At 38.6% G+C, this 17,844-nt stretch carries 19 protein-coding genes; 10 read left to right on the top strand and 9 right to left on the bottom strand.

Annotated elements, in window-relative coordinates; translation table 11 throughout:
• The first annotated feature begins 2 nt into the window (after positions 1-2).
• Both hemB and H4J57_RS13620 read left to right on the top strand, forming a co-directional pair.
• On the top strand, positions 3-1,022 hold the full coding sequence (hemB, locus tag H4J57_RS13625; RefSeq protein ID WP_070375340.1) for a porphobilinogen synthase: 1,020 nt from the start codon (positions 3-5) through the stop codon (positions 1,020-1,022).
• 154 nt (positions 1,023-1,176) lie between these two features.
• Positions 1,177-2,028, top strand: a complete 852-nt coding sequence (locus tag H4J57_RS13620; protein WP_182217150.1) for a DMT family transporter — start codon at positions 1,177-1,179, stop codon at positions 2,026-2,028.
• A 72-nt stretch (positions 2,029-2,100) separates the two neighbouring features.
• Here H4J57_RS13620 and H4J57_RS13615 read toward each other — a convergent pair whose 3' ends face one another.
• Both H4J57_RS13615 and rhlB read right to left on the bottom strand, forming a co-directional pair.
• The gene (locus H4J57_RS13615; protein WP_182243315.1) at positions 2,101-3,639 is read right to left on the bottom strand and encodes a guanosine-5'-triphosphate,3'-diphosphate pyrophosphatase; all 1,539 of its coding nucleotides are present in this window, start codon (positions 3,637-3,639) and stop codon (positions 2,101-2,103) included.
• Between the two features lie 6 nt (positions 3,640-3,645).
• Entirely contained in the window at positions 3,646-4,908 is a 1,263-nt protein-coding gene (gene rhlB, locus H4J57_RS13610) for an ATP-dependent RNA helicase RhlB (protein WP_070375343.1), read from the bottom strand.
• Positions 4,909-5,085: 177 nt separating this feature from the next.
• Here rhlB and trxA point away from each other — a divergent pair, with 177 nt between their 5' ends.
• The 5 genes from trxA (at position 5,086) to arfA (ending at position 9,556) form a co-directional block, all read left to right on the top strand.
• A complete protein-coding gene (gene trxA, locus H4J57_RS13605; protein ID WP_070375344.1) occupies positions 5,086-5,412 on the top strand; it encodes a thioredoxin TrxA in 327 nt (108 codons plus the stop codon).
• A gap of 214 nt (positions 5,413-5,626) precedes the next feature.
• Positions 5,627-6,886, top strand: a complete 1,260-nt coding sequence (gene rho, locus H4J57_RS13600; protein WP_070375345.1) for a transcription termination factor Rho — start codon at positions 5,627-5,629, stop codon at positions 6,884-6,886.
• A 138-nt stretch (positions 6,887-7,024) separates the two neighbouring features.
• Positions 7,025-8,527: a 4-hydroxy-3-polyprenylbenzoate decarboxylase gene (gene ubiD / locus H4J57_RS13595; protein ID WP_070375346.1), complete on the top strand. Its 1,503-nt coding sequence runs from the start codon at positions 7,025-7,027 to the stop codon at positions 8,525-8,527.
• A 53-nt stretch (positions 8,528-8,580) separates the two neighbouring features.
• Positions 8,581-9,276 carry an NAD(P)H-flavin reductase gene (gene fre, locus H4J57_RS13590; protein WP_070375347.1) on the top strand — a complete coding sequence of 232 codons (696 nt, stop codon included), beginning with the start codon at positions 8,581-8,583 and terminating at the stop codon, positions 9,274-9,276.
• 76 nt (positions 9,277-9,352) lie between these two features.
• Complete coding sequence (gene arfA / locus H4J57_RS13585) at positions 9,353-9,556, top strand: alternative ribosome rescue factor ArfA (RefSeq protein WP_182217147.1); 204 nt, start codon at positions 9,353-9,355, stop codon at positions 9,554-9,556.
• Positions 9,557-9,656: 100 nt separating this feature from the next.
• Here arfA and H4J57_RS13580 read toward each other — a convergent pair whose 3' ends face one another.
• The 7 genes from H4J57_RS13580 to cyaY are packed head-to-tail and all read right to left on the bottom strand — an operon-like array spanning position 9,657 to position 15,440.
• Positions 9,657-10,085, bottom strand: a complete 429-nt coding sequence (locus tag H4J57_RS13580) for a hypothetical protein (protein WP_182217170.1) — start codon at positions 10,083-10,085, stop codon at positions 9,657-9,659.
• Positions 10,086-10,138: 53 nt separating this feature from the next.
• Complete coding sequence (locus H4J57_RS13575) at positions 10,139-10,777, bottom strand: hypothetical protein (RefSeq protein ID WP_182217145.1); 639 nt, start codon at positions 10,775-10,777, stop codon at positions 10,139-10,141.
• Positions 10,774-12,018, bottom strand: coding sequence for a heme biosynthesis HemY N-terminal domain-containing protein (locus H4J57_RS13570; protein ID WP_182243313.1), 1,245 nt, complete (start codon positions 12,016-12,018; stop codon positions 10,774-10,776). Before H4J57_RS13570 ends, H4J57_RS13575 begins: the two co-directional genes overlap by 4 nt.
• Positions 12,018-13,442 carry a uroporphyrinogen-III C-methyltransferase gene (locus H4J57_RS13565; protein WP_182217142.1) on the bottom strand — a complete coding sequence of 475 codons (1,425 nt, stop codon included), beginning with the start codon at positions 13,440-13,442 and terminating at the stop codon, positions 12,018-12,020. Before H4J57_RS13565 ends, H4J57_RS13570 begins: the two co-directional genes overlap by 1 nt.
• The gene (locus tag H4J57_RS13560; protein ID WP_182217140.1) at positions 13,435-14,193 is read right to left on the bottom strand and encodes a uroporphyrinogen-III synthase; all 759 of its coding nucleotides are present in this window, start codon (positions 14,191-14,193) and stop codon (positions 13,435-13,437) included. The genes H4J57_RS13565 and H4J57_RS13560 overlap by 8 nt, the downstream gene beginning before the upstream one ends.
• A complete protein-coding gene (gene hemC, locus H4J57_RS13555; protein WP_182217138.1) occupies positions 14,180-15,115 on the bottom strand; it encodes a hydroxymethylbilane synthase in 936 nt (311 codons plus the stop codon). Before hemC ends, H4J57_RS13560 begins: the two co-directional genes overlap by 14 nt.
• Before the next feature lie 4 nt (positions 15,116-15,119).
• A complete protein-coding gene (cyaY, locus tag H4J57_RS13550; protein WP_070375355.1) occupies positions 15,120-15,440 on the bottom strand; it encodes an iron donor protein CyaY in 321 nt (106 codons plus the stop codon).
• An 81-nt stretch (positions 15,441-15,521) separates the two neighbouring features.
• Between cyaY and lptM the strand changes: the two genes are divergently transcribed.
• From lptM to dapF, 3 genes are read left to right on the top strand one after another with little or no spacing between them, the layout of a single operon-like run.
• Entirely contained in the window at positions 15,522-15,728 is a 207-nt protein-coding gene (gene lptM, locus H4J57_RS13545; RefSeq protein WP_182217137.1) for an LPS translocon maturation chaperone LptM, read from the top strand.
• 2 nt (positions 15,729-15,730) lie between these two features.
• Positions 15,731-16,981, top strand: a complete 1,251-nt coding sequence (lysA, locus tag H4J57_RS13540) for a diaminopimelate decarboxylase (RefSeq protein WP_182217135.1) — start codon at positions 15,731-15,733, stop codon at positions 16,979-16,981.
• 25 nt (positions 16,982-17,006) lie between these two features.
• The gene (dapF, locus tag H4J57_RS13535; RefSeq protein ID WP_070375358.1) at positions 17,007-17,837 is read left to right on the top strand and encodes a diaminopimelate epimerase; all 831 of its coding nucleotides are present in this window, start codon (positions 17,007-17,009) and stop codon (positions 17,835-17,837) included.
• The last annotated feature ends 7 nt before the right edge of the window (positions 17,838-17,844 follow it).

Raw genomic sequence — 17,844 nt, 5'->3', positions numbered from 1 at the left:
TTATGAGTAACGCTTTTGGGCAATTTCCTGCCCGCAGAATGCGCCGCATGCGCCGTGATGATTTTTCGCGTCGTTTAATGTCAGAAAATCAATTAACCGTTAATGATTTAATTTACCCGGTCTTTGTTCTTGATGGTGAAAATCAACGCGAAGCTATAGCTTCTATGCCTGGCGTTGAACGTAAAAGTATTGATTTATTATTAGAAGAAGCGCAAGAACTGGTTGATTTAGGTATTCCTGCCATTGCTATATTTCCTGTCACTCCAGCAAATAAAAAGTCATTAATGGCTGAAGAAGCCTATAACCCTGAAGGGTTAGCTCAACGTACTGTTCGTGCATTAAAAGCAAAGTTTCCTGAATTAGGGGTAATAACCGATGTTGCTCTTGACCCTTTTACGACCCATGGACAAGATGGCATTCTTGGCATAAAGGGTAAAGATGAGGGTTACGTATTAAATGACATTACCAAAGAAATTTTAGTTAAGCAGGCGTTGTCTCATGCTCAAGCGGGTGCCGATGTGGTTGCCCCTTCAGATATGATGGATGGTCGTGTTGGGGCAATTCGTCAAGAATTAGAAAAACATGGTTTTGTAAACACGCGAATTTTAGCTTATTCGGCAAAATATGCTTCTAATTATTATGGTCCTTTTCGTGATGCTGTTGGCTCTGCAAGTAACATTAAAGGCGGTAATAAATTCTCATATCAAATGGACCCAGCAAACAGTGATGAAGCATTACATGAAGTTGCTCAAGACATCGCCGAAGGTGCAGATATGGTCATGGTAAAACCGGGTATGCCTTATTTAGATATTGTGCGCCGAGTTAAAGATACCTTTCAAGTGCCAACATATGCTTATCAGGTGAGTGGCGAATATGCAATGCACATGGCAGCCATTCAAAATGGCTGGTTAGCTGAAAAACCCTGTGTTATGGAAGGTTTGCTCGCTTTTAAACGTGCGGGTGCCGATGGTATTTTAACTTACTTTGCTAAAAAAGTGGCTTACTGGTTAAAAGAACAATAATGTGAACCCCCGATCTTAAGGGGCTTATTGTAAAAATCTTAATTTGCAATGCTATAAGTAGATAGTAAAAATATATAGGCAAACGACTTATTCTATTAGCTGAGCTATTTTAGCTGGTAGAATGGCTTGTTTAATTTTACTAAATCGAGCATGAATGCCCAGTCACAAACAGTCATTATTTTCACTGCATAGTGCGGTGTTACTTTTCGCTATATCGGGTCTTTTTGCTAAGTGGCTAAATATGCCAGCCAGCCATATTGTTTTTGGTCGTGCTGCTTTTGCCGCGGCAACTATTGCGCTTTTTGTTTTACTGATAAGAAAGCAGTCTCTAAAAGTTGAAAAGTCACTACTATTGCCACTTGCTTTTACTGGTTTGGTTTTAGCTTTTCATTGGGGCAGTTTCTTTTATGCTATTCAGGTATCAAGTGTCGCAATTGGCTTGATCACTTTTGCAACTTTCCCTGTTTTTGTTAGTTTCCTCGAACCGATGTTGTTTAAAGAAAAATTCCATTATAAGGCGTTATTGCAGGCTTTACTCACGGTTGTTGGTATCTTATTTATTCTACCACTTGACCATTTAAGTGCAGGGGATATCGATGGTGTTATATGGGGAATGACATCGGCAATGAGTTTTGCTTTGTTAACACTGTTAAATCGAAAGTTTGTTGCCAAAACATCGGCTAAAAAAGTGGCCTTCTATCAAAACGCTTGTGCCACGGTATGTTTATTACCCTTAATGTTTTTATATCCGATCACCATATCTTACCAACAGTTGTCGGTATTAATTATTTTAGGTGTTCTTTTCACGGCAGTTGCTCATACATTATTTAATCATTCTCTAAAGGTGGTTAAAGCGCAAACAGCAAGTATCGCGGTAAGTTTAGAGCCTATCTACGGTTCTATAGCCGCGTATTTTCTTTTAGGTGAACAAATAACGCTCATGATGGTGATTGGTGGCAGTATTGTTATTTTTACCAATCTTTGGGCGTCTAAAACCAATAGCTAATGATCATTAAATATTGATGTTTAAGTGTGTTATTGAGTTTTCTAGAGTAGATGTCAAACGATAAATGAATGGTTATTTAAGGGCTTCTTGAGTCTCACAAAGGATGTTAAGTGATAAATGAAGCGGTGTTAAATGGGCACTTTCTTGGAGCAGTTCGTCAGCGATAAGTGGGTGTGCAGCAAGCCAAGTCGTTGGTAAACATAAATTGATAATATCATCACCCATACTTTTAATAATAGCGGTTTGATAATCGGGCAAAGCATCATCTTTACGGCGTCGACATAAAATGATGGCTAAACGTAAAATAACTAACAGGTAGCTTGCTTGCTGAAAATTTACTGCCGTTTGTTTTTCTAGTAAATCGACATCAATATTACCTTTGTGTAACCGGACTAAGGTGACTAGTAATTGTCGTTCAATTTGATTAAAGCCAGGTAAATCAGCATTTTGCAATATGTAGGCACCATGCTGCTGATGCTGCTTAAATTCTAATAACAAACCAATTTCATGTAATTCACAGGCAGCATTCAATAATGCTAAGCTGTTTTCTTCATCTAATGACCAAGTTTCCTTATAGGTGTGAAATAAACTTGTCGCTTGTCTTTGAATTCGTGCGGAATGTTGATTATCAATATGAAATTTTTCAGTGAGAGAATTAATCGTACTCTGACGGATACTCATATCTACCCTTTTAGGCAGCATGCTGTAAAGTAAACCTTCACGTAAAGCACCACTTGATAACTGAATGTTCTCAATGTTGAAGCTTTCAATGATGGCAATTAAAATAGCGACGCCACTGGCTATAACGGGCGATCTTTCCTGGCTAAGCCCAGCAATCTTAATTTCACTGATCGTTTTACATTGTATTAACTGTTGTTGAATAGTCTGTAAGAAAAGCAGATTAACACCAGTACTCTTATGGTTAAATTGTTGCATTTCGGTCAGGGCTTGCATGGTGCCAGAGCCACTTAACACTAACTTCCAACCCGTTTCTTTAAAACGCTCAACCAAAGGAAATATTACTTTTTTTGCTGCAGCTATAGCAAGAGCAAAATTTTCAGCCGTTAATTTATTATCCGAGAAATAACGGCTATTAAAAGTGACACAGCCAATATCTAAGCTTTCGACTTGCTTAGTTACAAAACCATCACCTAAAATAAGCTCAGTACTTGCGCCGCCAATATCAATAACAAAGCGTTGTTTAGCACCACAACTGGTATGTGCTACCCCTAAATAAATATTTTTGGCTTCTTGTTTACCACTGAGTAGCTTTATTTTTTGTCCCAAAATTTTATTAGCTTGTGTTAAAAACTCTTCACGATTTTTAGCAAGACGCAGGGTTGCTGTCGCGACAATACGGACGTTTTTTTGAGGAATATCTTGCAGCCGTTCAGCGAAAAAGCTTAAACATTCAAGGCCTCGAGCAATCGCGGCTTGGCTTAGTTGGTTGTCTGAATTTAAACCAGAGGCTAAACGAACTTTACGTTTAACTTTATCAACCACCTGAACGCTATTAGCTAGCTGTCGGGTGATCAACATATGAAAGCTGTTTGAACCTAAATCGATCACCGCATAAAGAGGTGTGGAAATCTCAGTATGGGTGATCATCATAGTCGTTTAGTGGCGGCGCTGGTTGTTGCCACCCGTTCTGCCACGATTTTGTCCACCATTTTGAGGCTTATGGCGACGAGGACGAGGCTTAGGAGTAGGAAAATCAGTTAATAATGCATCTTGATTATATTTACTTACCGGTAAGGCATGTTCAATATAGGTTTCGATAGGAGGTAAGTTAAAAACATAGCCTTCACATGCGAAACTAATTGCATGACCTGTTGCACCAGCACGGCCAGTACGGCCTATACGATGTACATAATCTTCACAATCATCTGGTAAATCATAATTAAATACATGACTTACGCTAGGAATATGTAAACCGCGTGCGGCTACATCAGTGGCAACTAAGATATCTAGTTCACCGGCACTAAATTGCTCAAGAATCTTTAAACGTTTCTTCTGAGGTACATCGCCAGTTAATAAACCAACGCGGATGTTATCAATTTCTAAATGTGAATAAACTTTTTCACAAACATGCTTAGTATTGGCAAAGATGATCGCTTTTTCAGGCCATTCTTCTTCAATTAATGTTTGTAACAAAGCCATTTTATCTTCGTTAGAAGGATAAAATAATTCTTCAGAAATTCGAGTGTTTGTTTTTTGTTCTGGCGCGATTTCAACACTTTCTGGCTCATTCATGTGTTCAAATGCAAGTTCTTTTACACGAAAAGATAAGGTTGCTGAAAATAACATGCTTAAACGTGCTGTGGCGGCAGGCATACGATTAAACATATATCTGATATCTTTAATGAAGCCTAGATCAAACATACGATCGGCTTCATCAAGCACAACAACTTCGATATTGTTTAGGTTATAAATACCTTGTTTCATATAATCGAGCAAACGACCACAGGTACCAATAAGAATATCTACACCAGCTTCAAGCTCTAAGCGTTGGCTTTCATAGCCTTCACCACCATAAACTACGCCTAAGCGTAAGCCAGTGCTTTTTGCCATTTCTTTAGCATCACGGTGAATTTGTACGGCTAATTCACGTGTTGGTGCCATGATTAAGGCACGAGGTTGATTATGCTTTGGATCTGGTTTTTGTAATAAGTGATGAAAGGTTGCAGCTAAAAAGGCGATTGTTTTACCTTCGCCTGTTTGTGCTTGGCCTGCAATATCAGTACCTTTCAATAAAATGGGTAAAGATTGCTCTTGAATTGAAGTGCAATACTCAAAGCCCATAGCGTCAAGACCTGCGACAACTTTAGTGTCGAGGTTAAGTTCTGAGAACTTAGTTTCAGTTAAGTGTGTTTTATTCATGCGCACAGCTTAACAGGTTATATAGTTAATAAAAAACGGTATCGAGTAAATGTATTCATAAATACTCAATTAATGTTAGAAATAGCCAACAGTTATAAGATCAAAGTTGGTAATTCATAATGATGGCGTTATAATCCCCACCAATTGGCAAAATGCCACCATTTAACGGAGATAGAAATGAGCGATAGAATTGTTCAGTTAACAGACGACAGTTTTGATACTGACGTAATTACCGCCTCAGGCCTTATATTAGTCGATTTTTGGGCTGAATGGTGTGGTCCTTGTAAAATGATCGCACCTTTATTAAATGACATTGCAGAAGAATATGCAGGTCAAGTAACTGTTGGTAAATTAAATATCGATCAAAACTCAATTACTCCACCTAAATACGGTATTCGTGGTATTCCTACGTTATTGTTATTTAAAGATGGCGCAGTCGCTGATACTAAGGTTGGCGCTTTATCTAAAACTCAATTAAAAGAGTTTATTGATAATAATTTATAAGTTTTCAAAAAAAGGTTCGTATTTACGAGCCTTTTTTGTATATATTAGCTTATTAATTAAAGAAGAAAGCCATAGATCAAATTTTGATCCTTTACCTGATTAAATTTTAGTGCTAAATTTAGCTTTCTAATGAACCACATTTCAAACCAAACTCCAATTTCAATGATGCCAACAGGCAAACTCACTTCAATATAAATAGTTAAAGAACCCCACTATGAACCTGATCGAACTTAAAGAAAAACCAATAAGCGAACTTGTCGAGCTTGCCGCATCTATGAAGCTTGATAATTTAGGCCGCAATCGTAAACAAGACATAATTTTTGCTATATTAAATGCCCATGCCGAAAACGATAATGATATTTTTGGTGGCGGTGTTCTAGAAATTTTACAAGACGGCTTTGGTTTTTTGCGTTCTTCAGATTCCTCATATTTAGCAGGACCTGATGATATTTATGTTTCACCGAGTCAAATTCGCCGTTTCAGTATGCGAACGGGTGATACTATTCACGGAAAAATTCGTCCACCTAAAAAAGGTGAACGTTATTTCGCGTTATTAAAAGTAGCAGAAGTTAATTTCGACAAGCCAGAAAATGTTCGCAACAAAATACTCTTTGAAAATTTAACCCCAATCCATCCTGATGAACGTTTAATCATGGAACGTGGTAATGGTTCAACTGAAGATATTACCGCACGTGTTTTAGATTTGGCTTCTCCAATTGGTAAAGGGCAACGTGGTTTAATTGTTGCTCCACCAAAAGCGGGTAAAACATTATTACTACAAAACATTGCGCAAAGTATTGCTCATAACCATCCTGATGCCGAGTTAATGGTATTGCTTATCGATGAACGTCCGGAAGAAGTGACAGAGATGCAGCGCTTGGTAAAAGGCGAAGTCATTGCATCAACGTTCGATGAACCAGCAAACCGCCATGTACAAGTAGCTGAAATGGTTATTGAAAAGGCTAAGCGTTTAGTTGAACATAAAAAAGATGTTGTTATTCTACTTGATTCAATTACACGTTTAGCTCGAGCTTATAATACGGTTATTCCATCATCAGGTAAAATTCTTACCGGTGGTGTTGACGCCAATGCTTTACACCGTCCAAAACGCTTTTTTGGTGCCGCGCGTAATATTGAGCACGGTGGTAGTTTAACGATTATCGCGACAGCTCTAGTAGAAACCGGCTCTAAAATGGACGAAGTTATTTACGAAGAGTTTAAAGGTACCGGTAACATGGAATTACACCTTTCTCGTAAAGTGTCTGAAAAGCGTGTTTTCCCAGCGATTAATATTAATCGTAGTGGTACTCGTCGTGAAGAATTGATCACTAAACCTGCAGAATTACAGAAAATGTGGATTTTACGTAAAATTGTTCATGAAATGGACGAAGTTGGTGCAATTGAATTCCTCATCGACAAACTAGCAATGACTAAAACGAATAACGAATTTTTTGATTCTATGAAACGTAAATAGTTTATTGGTCGCTTATTCACATCCGTGTGATTGCGACATACCGTACATCCCGTACATAAACGCCAGTGTTAGCAATAACAGCTGGCGTTTTTGCTTAAAACACTGTCAAACTATTAAGCGGATGAGTGATTTAAATTTATGAAATATAGTGACTTAAGAGACTTTATAAAACAGTTGGAAAAAATAGGCCAGCTCAAGCGTATTTCCCAGCCTATTTCTACAGATTTAACGATGACCGAAATCAGTGACCGTACGCTACGTGCTGAGGGGCCAGCGTTATTATTTGAAAACCCCGTCGACAAAAATGGTGTACCACATGGCATGCCAGTACTAACTAATTTATTTGGTACGCCTGATCGTGTTGCCTTGGCTATGGGACAACCTGATGTGCGTGCTTTACGTGATGTTGGTAAATTACTTGCCATGTTAAAAGAGCCTGAACCTCCTAAAGGTTTTCGTGACGCGATAAGTAAAATCCCGGTTTATAAGCAAGTCTTAAATATGCCGGTAAAAATGATTAAAAAGCCGTTGTGTCAGCAAGTTATTATTGAGGGTGCCGATGTAGATTTAAATAAACTACCTATTCAAAAATGTTGGCCAGGTGATGTTGCTCCTTTAATTACTTGGGGGTTAACGGTTACACGAGGTCCCCATAAAGAACGTCAAAATTTAGGTATTTATCGACAGCAATTAATCAGTAAAAATAAAATTATTATGCGTTGGTTATCACATCGTGGTGGCGCATTAGATTTTCAAGAATTTAAGCAAACCAATCCAGGTGAAAAATACCCTATTTCTGTTGCTTTAGGTGCAGATCCTGCCACTATTTTAGGCGCGGTAACGCCTGTTCCTGATACTTTATCAGAGTACGCTTTTGCTGGCTTATTACGTGGTGCTAAAACAGAAGTGGCAAAATGTATTAGTAACGATTTAGAAGTACCGGCGACGGCTGAGATTATTTTAGAAGGTTATCTAGACCCAGCTGAAGTAGCTCCAGAAGGGCCATACGGCGATCACACCGGTTACTATAATGAAGTTGATAACTTCCCTGTGATGACGGTAACCCATATTACTCATCGTAAAGACCCCATTTATCACAGTACTTATACTGGCCGTCCACCGGATGAACCCGCCATTTTAGGTGTGGCATTAAATGAAGTGTTTGTGCCTATTTTACAGAAACAATTTCCTGAAATTCAGGATTTCTATTTACCACCCGAAGGATGTTCATATCGTTTGGCGATTGTTACTATTAAAAAGCAATATGCCGGACATGCAAAACGCGTAATGATGGGTGTTTGGTCTTTCCTACGTCAATTTATGTATACTAAGTTCGTTATTGTTTGTGATGATGATATTAATGCTCGTGATTGGAAAGATGTAATTTGGGCAATGACCACGCGGATGGATCCAAGTCGAGATACAGTATTAATTGAAAACACACCGATTGATTATTTAGACTTTGCATCTCCTGTGTCTGGTTTAGGTTCAAAAATGGGTATGGATGCAACAAATAAATGGCCAGGTGAAACAAATCGCGAATGGGGTGAACCTATTGTGATGACCGAAGAAGTTAAAACAGATGTTGATAATATTTGGGATGAACTTAATATATTTCCAACAACTGATAAAAAGAATTAGTAACTGTTATCCTGAACATGTTTTAGGATCTGAATAATGAAAGGTTTAAATAAATGAATAAAATTAAGTGTCAGGTAGAATCATTAACATCTCTGACAGAGTTTGTTTATAAAGTGCTATTAAAGCCAAGTGAGCAAATCGATTTTCAAGCCGGCCAATACTTAAATTTTGTGATGAGTGAGGATGATAAACGTCCTTTCTCTATTGCCAGTGCACCCAATGCTGAATTAATTGAACTACAAATTGGTGCTTCAGGTGCTGACAGTTACCCAATGCAAGTTATTGAACATATTAAAGCCAATAATACAGTTACTGTAGAAATGCCACTAGGCAATGCGCAGCTGCGCAGTGAAAGCGAACGTCCGCTTTTACTTTTGGCGGGTGGTACAGGGTTTTCTTATATAAAATCTATGTATGAATTGTTAGCGTCACAAAGGTCATCGCGAAAGATTACTGTTTATTGGGGGTTGCGTGATCAAAGTGCTTGTTATGAACTAGAAAAAACAGCTAAAATTATTGCAGGTCTAGAAAATGGTACTTTTCACCCGGTGGTAGAGAACCCTGATGACAATTGGCAAGGTCAAGTTGGCATGGTTCACCACGTTGTGATGAAAGATATTAAAAATTTAGCCGATTATGATATTTATTTGGCCGGACGTTTTGATATGGTAGGCGCAGTTCGCACCGACTTTTTAGCGCAAGGAGCCTTAGTTGAACATATGTTTGCTGATGCTTTTGCCTATATTTAATATTAGATAAAGTTTTTAAATGAATGACCGATAAAGCCATCATACCGATGGCTTTTATTATTGAAGAGTAAAATTAATGAGTAAAAATAAACAGGGTCAAGTATTGCAAAATACTTTAGCAACAGACTTAGGACGAGGGAAAATAAAAGATAATTTTTTCGCGGCTCTTGTCACATCGAAAGTTTATAAACTGCAAGTTGTGCAGGCTAAAAAAGGTAAAGGTTCATTCAAACGTAACAACAAACATCAAGGTAGAGAACCTTATTTAATAAATGCTTAGTACGTTAGTATTTATTAAATAGGGCTTTGTGAAGATAGTCATCATGGCGTAGGTGCCGATGACTATTTTATTTTTTATAATGAATGACTAGATTAAGTGGCTATTTATTCGCGATTCGATTGATACTTAAACCATCAATTAAAAAGCCATGACTCGCTAACCAAGTTGATGCATCTTTAGCATTGGTAAACACTTGCCGTTCATAAGACGCATCAGTATGGGGTATTAGCCTTTCTAATTGCATTTCTTTGGCTGCGCTCTTTGTGTAAATATGACAATCTTTGCTGCAACCATTGTCCTTGAACCACTGGCAATGTTCTTCAATATGTTTATCAATTGCAGGAACACCTAACTCCCAATCCTCAAAAGAAGAAACAATAGCCCAAGGACTACCTTTAAGCGGGCTCGCTTTAGCACGAAACTCTTTAACATAAGCAATAATAGCTTCTTCGTTCCAAGTGCCAGAAAACCATTGCACAACAACATTGCCACGAACTTCAATTTTCCATTCTCCGTGAATGCTAAACATAATAGGCCTCTTTTATTTGCTTTTGATATAATGTGCTTAAGCTGAAAATATTTTTAGATTGAGTCTTTTAATATACTTTGTGGGCTAGCAACAAATATTTGATAGGGTAAAGGCTCAGCCAGTAAACTTTCGTCGACGGTAAACTCAACGAAGCCACTTTTAGTAAAAAAGTGAGTGAGATCATCTATCGCCACTTTTTCAGTTTGCAAATCAGCCGCTTGATAATAAGCTTTAATACCTTCATCCTCACATTCATCGGCATCAACAAAGAGATGCATTGGCATGCTTAAGACCGTAATAGATTGAGCCTTTTGATGATGTTTAACAATTTCTTTAAGCAGGTATTGCCCAATCGCTTGTTTACGATATTGTGGCAGAACACTGATCGCTTCAAGTAAAATATGTGTTTTAGCTTTTTTGGTCTCAGCAGTAATGCTTAATTGTTCACATAAGCCTTGTTCAAGGTTTTGGCCTTTAAAATAAAGGTTAAGTGGAATTTCCCAGTCAGTATCTTCGTTGGCTAATAAAGTATAAGAGCCAACAGCATCACGGTGTTTATTGAGGGTGATTAGCTCAATTTCAGCTTTAGCAATAATATCGCCTTGCTCGTTTTTTACATTGATTTCTTGACATAATTGCCAATCAAAAGCACCGGCAATTTCAGGTTTTTTAAAGTCGACTGTTAAATTCATTTTTGTTCGTTTCCGTTATTTATAACTAAGGTATTATTGTTAAAGCTGCCAATTTGACCTAAAGCTTTATTTAATACTTGATTGGCTTTTTTATATTCGCCTTGCTGCTCTAATACTTGAGAAAAGTTCAGTAGATCAATAACATCATATTGTGTACCTGCTAAATTAATCAGGCTATTAAAGGCTTTTTCTGCCATCGGCAGTTGTTGAGATTTTGCGGCTAAATTAGCTAAACAACTTAACCATTTTCCGCTGTGAGGATCATTATGTAACTGTTTTTGAACAGCACTGATTAATTCATCAGTCGCCGAAATAGGTAGCTGGCGAATATTCTTTAAAAAAGTATCGTCTGCGCCTTTTTTAATCACGGGTAATAATATTTTATTGAGTGGTTCAGTGATCTTGTGCTCGGCTAATACTTGACAATAAGCCCAGAGAATAACTTCATTATGTTTTAATTTCCGAGTAAGTTTGTGCCACCGCTGTGCCAATGAATCGTTATTTTCTTTGCGTATTGTTTCATTAAAAGCACCATAGAAAGCGCTTGCTTCCCATAGTGCTATTTTTTCATTCGTAATGGCTTTTTGTTTACGGGCTGAAACAAGTTGCTCTATTACATAATCAAAACGTTTTTCTTGCAAGCTTAAGATGATCTCTAAGCTTAATAACCTTGCATCATGACCAATTTGTTTGTGATGTTTATCAATAATACTCCGTGCCTGTGCAAAGTCTTCCTGAGAGATTAATAATTTAATCGTCACGAGTACTGATTCTAAACCAGAGCCTTTAACGCCATTGTCTTCTTGTGCTAATAAAGCTAAGTAGTGATTAGTGTTTGATCGCAGCGATTGTTTCGACGATGCAGCAGCAGCCAATAGATAAGACGTATGAGTAAATCTTGAGGGTTCAGCCGCTTTAGCAAACAAATGCTCTGCTTGTTGGTTGTCTTCAAGAATAAAAGCAGCAATGCCGCGATTAAAGTCTCTTAAACCTCGACGGCGATTAGCAAAAGCAATTTTGTTCCAGCCGCCAAAACCCAAACGTAGACTGCCACGCACAAGTGTCATCGATAACCCTAAGGCGATAAATAATAGCGTTAACATAATACATGCCATTACTACGGTTGATTCTATGGTTAAATCGCCCATCGCAATTAAGATATAACCTTTTTCATTTATTAGTAGTGGGCTAATAGCAACCGCAGCAAAAAATATTAATATCCACAGTATTAATTTTTTCATTATAAGGCCTCATTCGTGCTGTTAGGCTGCACTTTTGACTCTTGTGGTGCAACTTCTTCAGGTAGTGTTTGAGATGAGCCATTAAGTGCTTTTTCTTTGCCCTCGGGTAATTTATCAGGCATTACTTGAGGCGTTAATTGTTCAAGTGTTGGTTTTAAAGGCGTTTCTGCTAGCACTTTACTCATCGCTTTTAGCGATAAAAGCGTACTGGGGTAATCATAAGTGATTATCTTACTTTTTAGTTTTTGAATAGCTTGATAAAAGTTTTGATTTTCAACTTTTTGCATATCAAAGTATTCTGTTAACCATAGTTGAATGTCATTTAAGGTTTGATTATAAATTTTCTGTTTTTTCTCTGTCACTGCCCACTGAGCTAATTGTAACTTTAAGCTAAGGTTCTCAATAAGGTTTTGTTGATGTTGTGGCGACATTAATGGTTTTACATTACCACTACTTCTGCGGACAGTAATAAAATCTGCAAGAATTTTTTGCCATGTTTTAGCGAGGTTTTCTCGCCAATCATTGGTGCTTTCAGATAATGTGAAATCACTGCTCTTGTTGTCATTATCTGGAATTTTAACCATAGCCAAGGGTAAGTTTGCCAGTTGATGACTCATCGCCATTAAGGTCATAACGGTTTCTTCGTTGTCTACAACAGGTATTAATGTTAACTGTGCGATGTCTTGACGAATTAATTGACGAATAGGTAAAAACTGCGGATCTTTAAGTTCTTTGAGACGCATATCCGCATCTTGTAACAAGCCAATTGCTGCTCTTGTATCTTGCTCTAGCCACATCGTGCGAGTGGCAATACGAATAAGGTACTCTGCTTCGTGCAATAACCAATCACTGGGTTGATTTTGTGATAATCGTTCAACAGTCTTTTCAAGTTTAGCGATTTTAACTTGGCTGTCTGTTGTTATTGTTGCAATCTCACGGTTTAAGCGCTGTGAAAACATGGTTTGTTGCTGAGCAAATAACTGCTTAACTTTTTGCTCACTACTGGCCAAACTTTGTTGGGTTTTTTGCTCACTAGTGGCTAAAATTTGCTGAGTTTTTTGTAAAAACTCTGCTTTGCTCTGTGCTTGTTGCTGTATATCCCAGTAATATAAACCGCCGACACCAACACTTGCTGCTAAAGCTATGATTAAGGAAACTACGGCAGTCTTAGATAATTTTTGTTTATTCATCTTTGTATCATTCGCCACCGGTGATTTAGCTTTTTTTTCCGAGGTTTTAATGGCTGGTTTTTTCTCGTTAACCACACCTGAGGCTTTATTTTTTTCTGGGGACTTCTGTTCTTCACTCGAGGATGCTGTTGTCGCTGACGCTAGTGAAATAGAAGTTGAAAAACCTTGCTCTGACTTTTCGTCAGTCGATTTTTTTTCTGAAGTATTTGACTCGTTTAGCTTTTTATCAGTCATTATTTTTTCCATATGAAGTGATTGCACTAAGCATGGCTTGATCATTAGCACCGTTAGCATTAATGATATTGAGTAATCCTAGTTGTTTCGCTTGTTCGGCAATGCGCTCACTAGCAACAATCCATAAACAAGTGGTTTGCCAATAACTCTCTGAATGCTTTATTAAGTGTACTATGCTTTCTAGCAAAGCGTTACTGGTTATGACAATACAATTTATTCGCTGATTTCGCCATTGTTGAACCTGTTTTTGCGTGACGGTAAGCCAGACTTTTTTATAGCTTTCTAAATAGTGAACTTTGGCGCCTCGCAAGGTGAGTTGCTGGGCAATATGCTCTCGACCACCGTCACCACGAACAATAATAATGGTTTCGCCACTGATTGTTTTTTCATCGAGTATATTAAGTGTTAATAAACCTTCGCTGGTATGAAGTTCAGGGGAAACAGCACTAAGCCCTTTTGCTTTTAAAGCGTTTAGTGTTGCGCTACCGATAGCAATAATGCGTTTTTGTTGCCATTGAGAAAAATCAACAGCGCAATGAGCAAACTCAACCGCAGCGACACTGACAAAAATAACAATGGCTTGCGGATATTGTTTGATGAGCTTTTTAGTGGTGATTTTACAAGCAAATGATTGATAGTCAAAGAACGGTTGGCAGTGACTGTCAATGCCGATACTTTTTAACTGTTGCGCTAAAGCACGTCCTACTTTTTCAGGACGTGTGATTAAAACGTGTGTGTTACTGTTGTGCATAAACCTGACGCAATATTCTATCAGCGCCTTTTTCAAGGAGTTGATCAGCCAGTGTATTACCTAGTTGTTCAGCATTTTTACTATCACCAGTTATTTCACTGGTCAGTATTTCACTACCGTCAGTTGCGCCCACTAAACCACGTAAAAAAACTTGACCATTGTTTTGAATAACAGCGTAGCTTCCAATAGGGACCTGGCAACCACCTTCTAAAGCGCGGTTCATCGCTCGTTCTGCTAACACTCGAATACGGGTAGTTTCACAACCTAATGGCGCAAGTAAAGCTTTAAGGGTTTCATCGTTCGTTCTACATTCAATTCCGACAGCACCTTGTCCGTTTGCTGGCAACATGACCTCAGGTTCAATAAACTCTTGAATTCGCTCAGGCATTGCCAAACGTATTAATCCCGCTGCGGCAAGTATAATGGCATCATATTCGCCATTATCTAATTTTTTTAAACGGGTATTTACGTTACCGCGCAAATCACGAATGTCTAAATCTGGGCGTATGGCTTTAATTTGGCATTGACGACGTAAACTTGAGGTACCGACAACAGCACCCTGTGGCAGTTCGGCTAAACTGTTAATGGTATTAGAAACAAAGGCATCACGAGGGTCTTCACGAGGACAAATCACTTCTAAGCCTAGCCCTTCAGGAAATTCTACGGGGACATCTTTCATTGAATGAACTGCGATATCAGCACGGTCTTCTAACATGGCAACTTCGAGTTCTTTAACAAATAAACCTTTACCACCGACTTTAGCTAAAGGTGTATCTAAAATAATATCGCCTTTGGTGGTCATGGGAACAAGTTCAACAATAATGCCAGCGTGGAAATGCTCTAATTGTGCTTTTACATATTCGGCTTGCCATAAAGCGAGTGCACTTTTACGTGTGGCAATGCGTACGGTTGTTGTGCTCATTAAATTATCCTGCGCTAATAGTTATTTCGGTGTCGGCCTGAATACTGATCGCTTTTGATAAGAATTGCCAAAGTTCGCCACCACCACGTTTGTCTGTCCATTGGCCATCTTCACACTGAAAATGATGACCATTAAATTTAGTTGCTACCCATATTTCCTGCAAGGGTGCTTGTTTATTAATGATGACTTTGCTGCCACTTTTAAAGGTCAGTGTTAACATGCCACCCACACCCTCATAATCAATGTCGGTACCACAATCTTCAATGGCTTCTTCTATTTGAAGAATAATTTCATCGGCAAGTAAATTGTATTGGCTGTCGTTCATTAATGCTTCCTTTTCTAGCGCAATGAAATTTATTCATCTTTGCTAGCTATTTGTTGGTCATGAGATTATAAAACGTCTATCATGAGAAAAAAATCGAATAAATCAAGTATGCGTAAACAAAATTCAATTATTTTAGCGTTTTTTATTATATCAGTGCTTTTAAGTGGATGTGGAATTAAAGGTCCACTATCGCAAAAATCTGTGCAAGTAAAAGTACAGCAGCAAACTGAACACGCTAATACACAGCCAAAACAAAACTCACCAGCACCAAAATCGCAGGAAAATTAATCGTGGATTTTTTCAATTACAAAAACACTTCTCTGTATGCTGAAGATTGTGGCGTTACTCAACTTGTTAAGCAACATGGTACGCCGTTATATATATATTCACGAGCGACTATTGAGCGCCACTGGCATGCGTTTGACCAAGCGGCTGGTGATAAACCACATTTAGTGTGTTATGCGGTGAAAGCCAACAGTAACATTGCCGTACTCAATGTGATGGCACGTTTAGGTAGTGGTTTTGATATCGTTTCAAAAGGTGAACTTGCTCGTGTATTACAAGCCGGCGGCGATGCCCGTAAAGTGGTGTTTTCGGGCGTTGGCAAAAAGTCAGATGAAATTGCTTTTGCCTTAGAAAAGGGGATTTACTGCTTCAATGTTGAATCAGCAGCAGAGCTAACGCGTATTCAGCAGGTAGCCGAGCGCATGAAAATGACTGCACCAGTCTCTTTAAGAGTAAACCCTGATGTAGATGCTGGTACGCATCCTTATATATCGACAGGCTTAAAAGAAAATAAATTTGGTATTAGCATTGATGATGCCTTTGAGCTTTACCAACACGCCAATAGTTTATCAAATATTGCGGTAAAGGGCATCGATTGCCATATTGGTTCGCAGTTAACTGAAGTTCAACCCTTTTTAGACGCACTTGACCGAGTACTCGCACTTGTTGACCGCCTCGCAGAGGTAAATATTGCCTTATCGCATATCGATGTTGGCGGTGGTTTAGGCGTATGTTATAACGACGAAACACCACCTCATCCTAACGAATACGCGAAAGCGATTGCGGATAAGTTAGCTGATCGTGATATTACGCTGATTTATGAGCCCGGTCGTGCCATTATGGCTAATGCCGGAATTTTAGTGACCGAAGTTGAATTACTAAAAACGAATCAAGATAGACATTTTGCGATTGTTGACGCCGCGATGAATGATTTAATTCGTCCGTCGCTTTATCAAGCATGGCAAGCGATTATCGAAGTTGAAAAAAATGAACTCACCAGTAAAAAAACTTACGACATTGTTGGTCCTATTTGTGAAACGGGTGATTTTCTGGGTAAAGCTCGAGAACTAAGTATCGTGGCCGGTGATCTCTTAGCGATCCGTTCATCGGGTGCCTATGGTTTTTCGATGAGTTCAAATTATAATAGTCGCCCAAAAGCGGCTGAAATTATGGTCGATGGTGAAGAAAATCATTTGATCCGTGCTCGGGAAACACTTGAGCAATTATGGCAAGGCGAGTCTTTGTTACCAAAATAAGTATTAAATTGAATATGGGAAGTAAATGTTAGTTAATTTTTCAAAAATGCACGGTTTAGGTAACGACTTCCTAGTACTAGACAATGTTACCCAGAATGTTTATTTGTCTAATGAGCAAATAAAGCAGTTATCCGATCGTAATTTCGGTGTCGGTTTTGATCAAGTGTTAGTGGTTGAGCCACCGTACGATCCCGATTTAGATTTTCATTATCGCATCTTTAATGCCGACGGTAGTGAAGTTGGTCAGTGTGGCAATGGAGCTCGTTGTTTTGCTAAATTTGTGCGTTTAAAAGGCTTAACGAATAAAAATAAAATTAAGGTGTCGACACAGTCAGGCAAGATGACCTTATTTGTTGAGCGCGATGGTAACGTTTCAGTGAATATGCCAACACCTAAGTTTGAACCAAGCCAAATTCCATTTACTGCCCAAAAAGTAGAAGGTACTTACATTCTTCGCAGTGATGAAGACACCGTATTGTGTGGCGTGGTTTCTTTAGGTAATCCGCATTGTGTGCTGACAGTTGACTCGGTTGATGAGGCTCCTGTTGAGACGTTAGGTAAAGCTTTGTCACATCACGAACGCTTTCCCCAGCAAGTGAATGTTGGCTTTATGGAAATTGTTGCTCCTGACTATATTAAACTTCGTGTTTATGAACGTGGTTCAGCTGAAACGTTAGCCTGTGGTAGTGGTGCTTGTGCAGCAGTAGTTATTGGCCAGATACAAAATAAATTAGGTCGAGATGTTACGGTGGAATTACCGGGCGGTAAGTTAAAGGTTTATTGGAAAGGACCGGGTAATTCAGTCAAAATGACCGGCCCAGCCGTACATGTATTTGACGGGCAATTAAATTTATAATCAGCAT

Source organism: Colwellia sp. BRX8-7, from assembly GCF_014077275.1.
Classification (GTDB): domain Bacteria; phylum Pseudomonadota; class Gammaproteobacteria; order Enterobacterales; family Alteromonadaceae; genus Colwellia_A.
Note: the sequence above shows the minus strand (reverse complement) of the source record. Positions and strands in the feature narration are given on the sequence as shown.

What these genes read in the sequence shown, in the direction of transcription:
- hemB (WP_070375340.1), top strand. Translation starts at nt 3, where the DNA reads ATGAGTAACGCTTTTGGGCAATTTCCTGCCCGCAGAATGCGCCGCATG.
- H4J57_RS13620 (WP_182217150.1), top strand. Translation starts at nt 1,177, where the DNA reads ATGCCCAGTCACAAACAGTCATTATTTTCACTGCATAGTGCGGTGTTA.
- H4J57_RS13615 (WP_182243315.1), bottom strand. Translation starts at nt 3,639, where the DNA reads ATGATGATCACCCATACTGAGATTTCCACACCTCTTTATGCGGTGATC.
- rhlB (WP_070375343.1), bottom strand. Translation starts at nt 4,908, where the DNA reads ATGAATAAAACACACTTAACTGAAACTAAGTTCTCAGAACTTAACCTC.
- trxA (WP_070375344.1), top strand. Translation starts at nt 5,086, where the DNA reads ATGAGCGATAGAATTGTTCAGTTAACAGACGACAGTTTTGATACTGAC.
- rho (WP_070375345.1), top strand. Translation starts at nt 5,627, where the DNA reads ATGAACCTGATCGAACTTAAAGAAAAACCAATAAGCGAACTTGTCGAG.
- ubiD (WP_070375346.1), top strand. Translation starts at nt 7,025, where the DNA reads ATGAAATATAGTGACTTAAGAGACTTTATAAAACAGTTGGAAAAAATA.
- fre (WP_070375347.1), top strand. Translation starts at nt 8,581, where the DNA reads ATGAATAAAATTAAGTGTCAGGTAGAATCATTAACATCTCTGACAGAG.
- arfA (WP_182217147.1), top strand. Translation starts at nt 9,353, where the DNA reads ATGAGTAAAAATAAACAGGGTCAAGTATTGCAAAATACTTTAGCAACA.
- H4J57_RS13580 (WP_182217170.1), bottom strand. Translation starts at nt 10,085, where the DNA reads ATGTTTAGCATTCACGGAGAATGGAAAATTGAAGTTCGTGGCAATGTT.
- H4J57_RS13575 (WP_182217145.1), bottom strand. Translation starts at nt 10,777, where the DNA reads ATGAATTTAACAGTCGACTTTAAAAAACCTGAAATTGCCGGTGCTTTT.
- H4J57_RS13570 (WP_182243313.1), bottom strand. Translation starts at nt 12,018, where the DNA reads ATGAAAAAATTAATACTGTGGATATTAATATTTTTTGCTGCGGTTGCT.
- H4J57_RS13565 (WP_182217142.1), bottom strand. Translation starts at nt 13,442, where the DNA reads ATGACTGATAAAAAGCTAAACGAGTCAAATACTTCAGAAAAAAAATCG.
- H4J57_RS13560 (WP_182217140.1), bottom strand. Translation starts at nt 14,193, where the DNA reads ATGCACAACAGTAACACACACGTTTTAATCACACGTCCTGAAAAAGTA.
- hemC (WP_182217138.1), bottom strand. Translation starts at nt 15,115, where the DNA reads ATGAGCACAACAACCGTACGCATTGCCACACGTAAAAGTGCACTCGCT.
- cyaY (WP_070375355.1), bottom strand. Translation starts at nt 15,440, where the DNA reads ATGAACGACAGCCAATACAATTTACTTGCCGATGAAATTATTCTTCAA.
- lptM (WP_182217137.1), top strand. Translation starts at nt 15,522, where the DNA reads ATGAGAAAAAAATCGAATAAATCAAGTATGCGTAAACAAAATTCAATT.
- dapF (WP_070375358.1), top strand. Translation starts at nt 17,007, where the DNA reads ATGTTAGTTAATTTTTCAAAAATGCACGGTTTAGGTAACGACTTCCTA.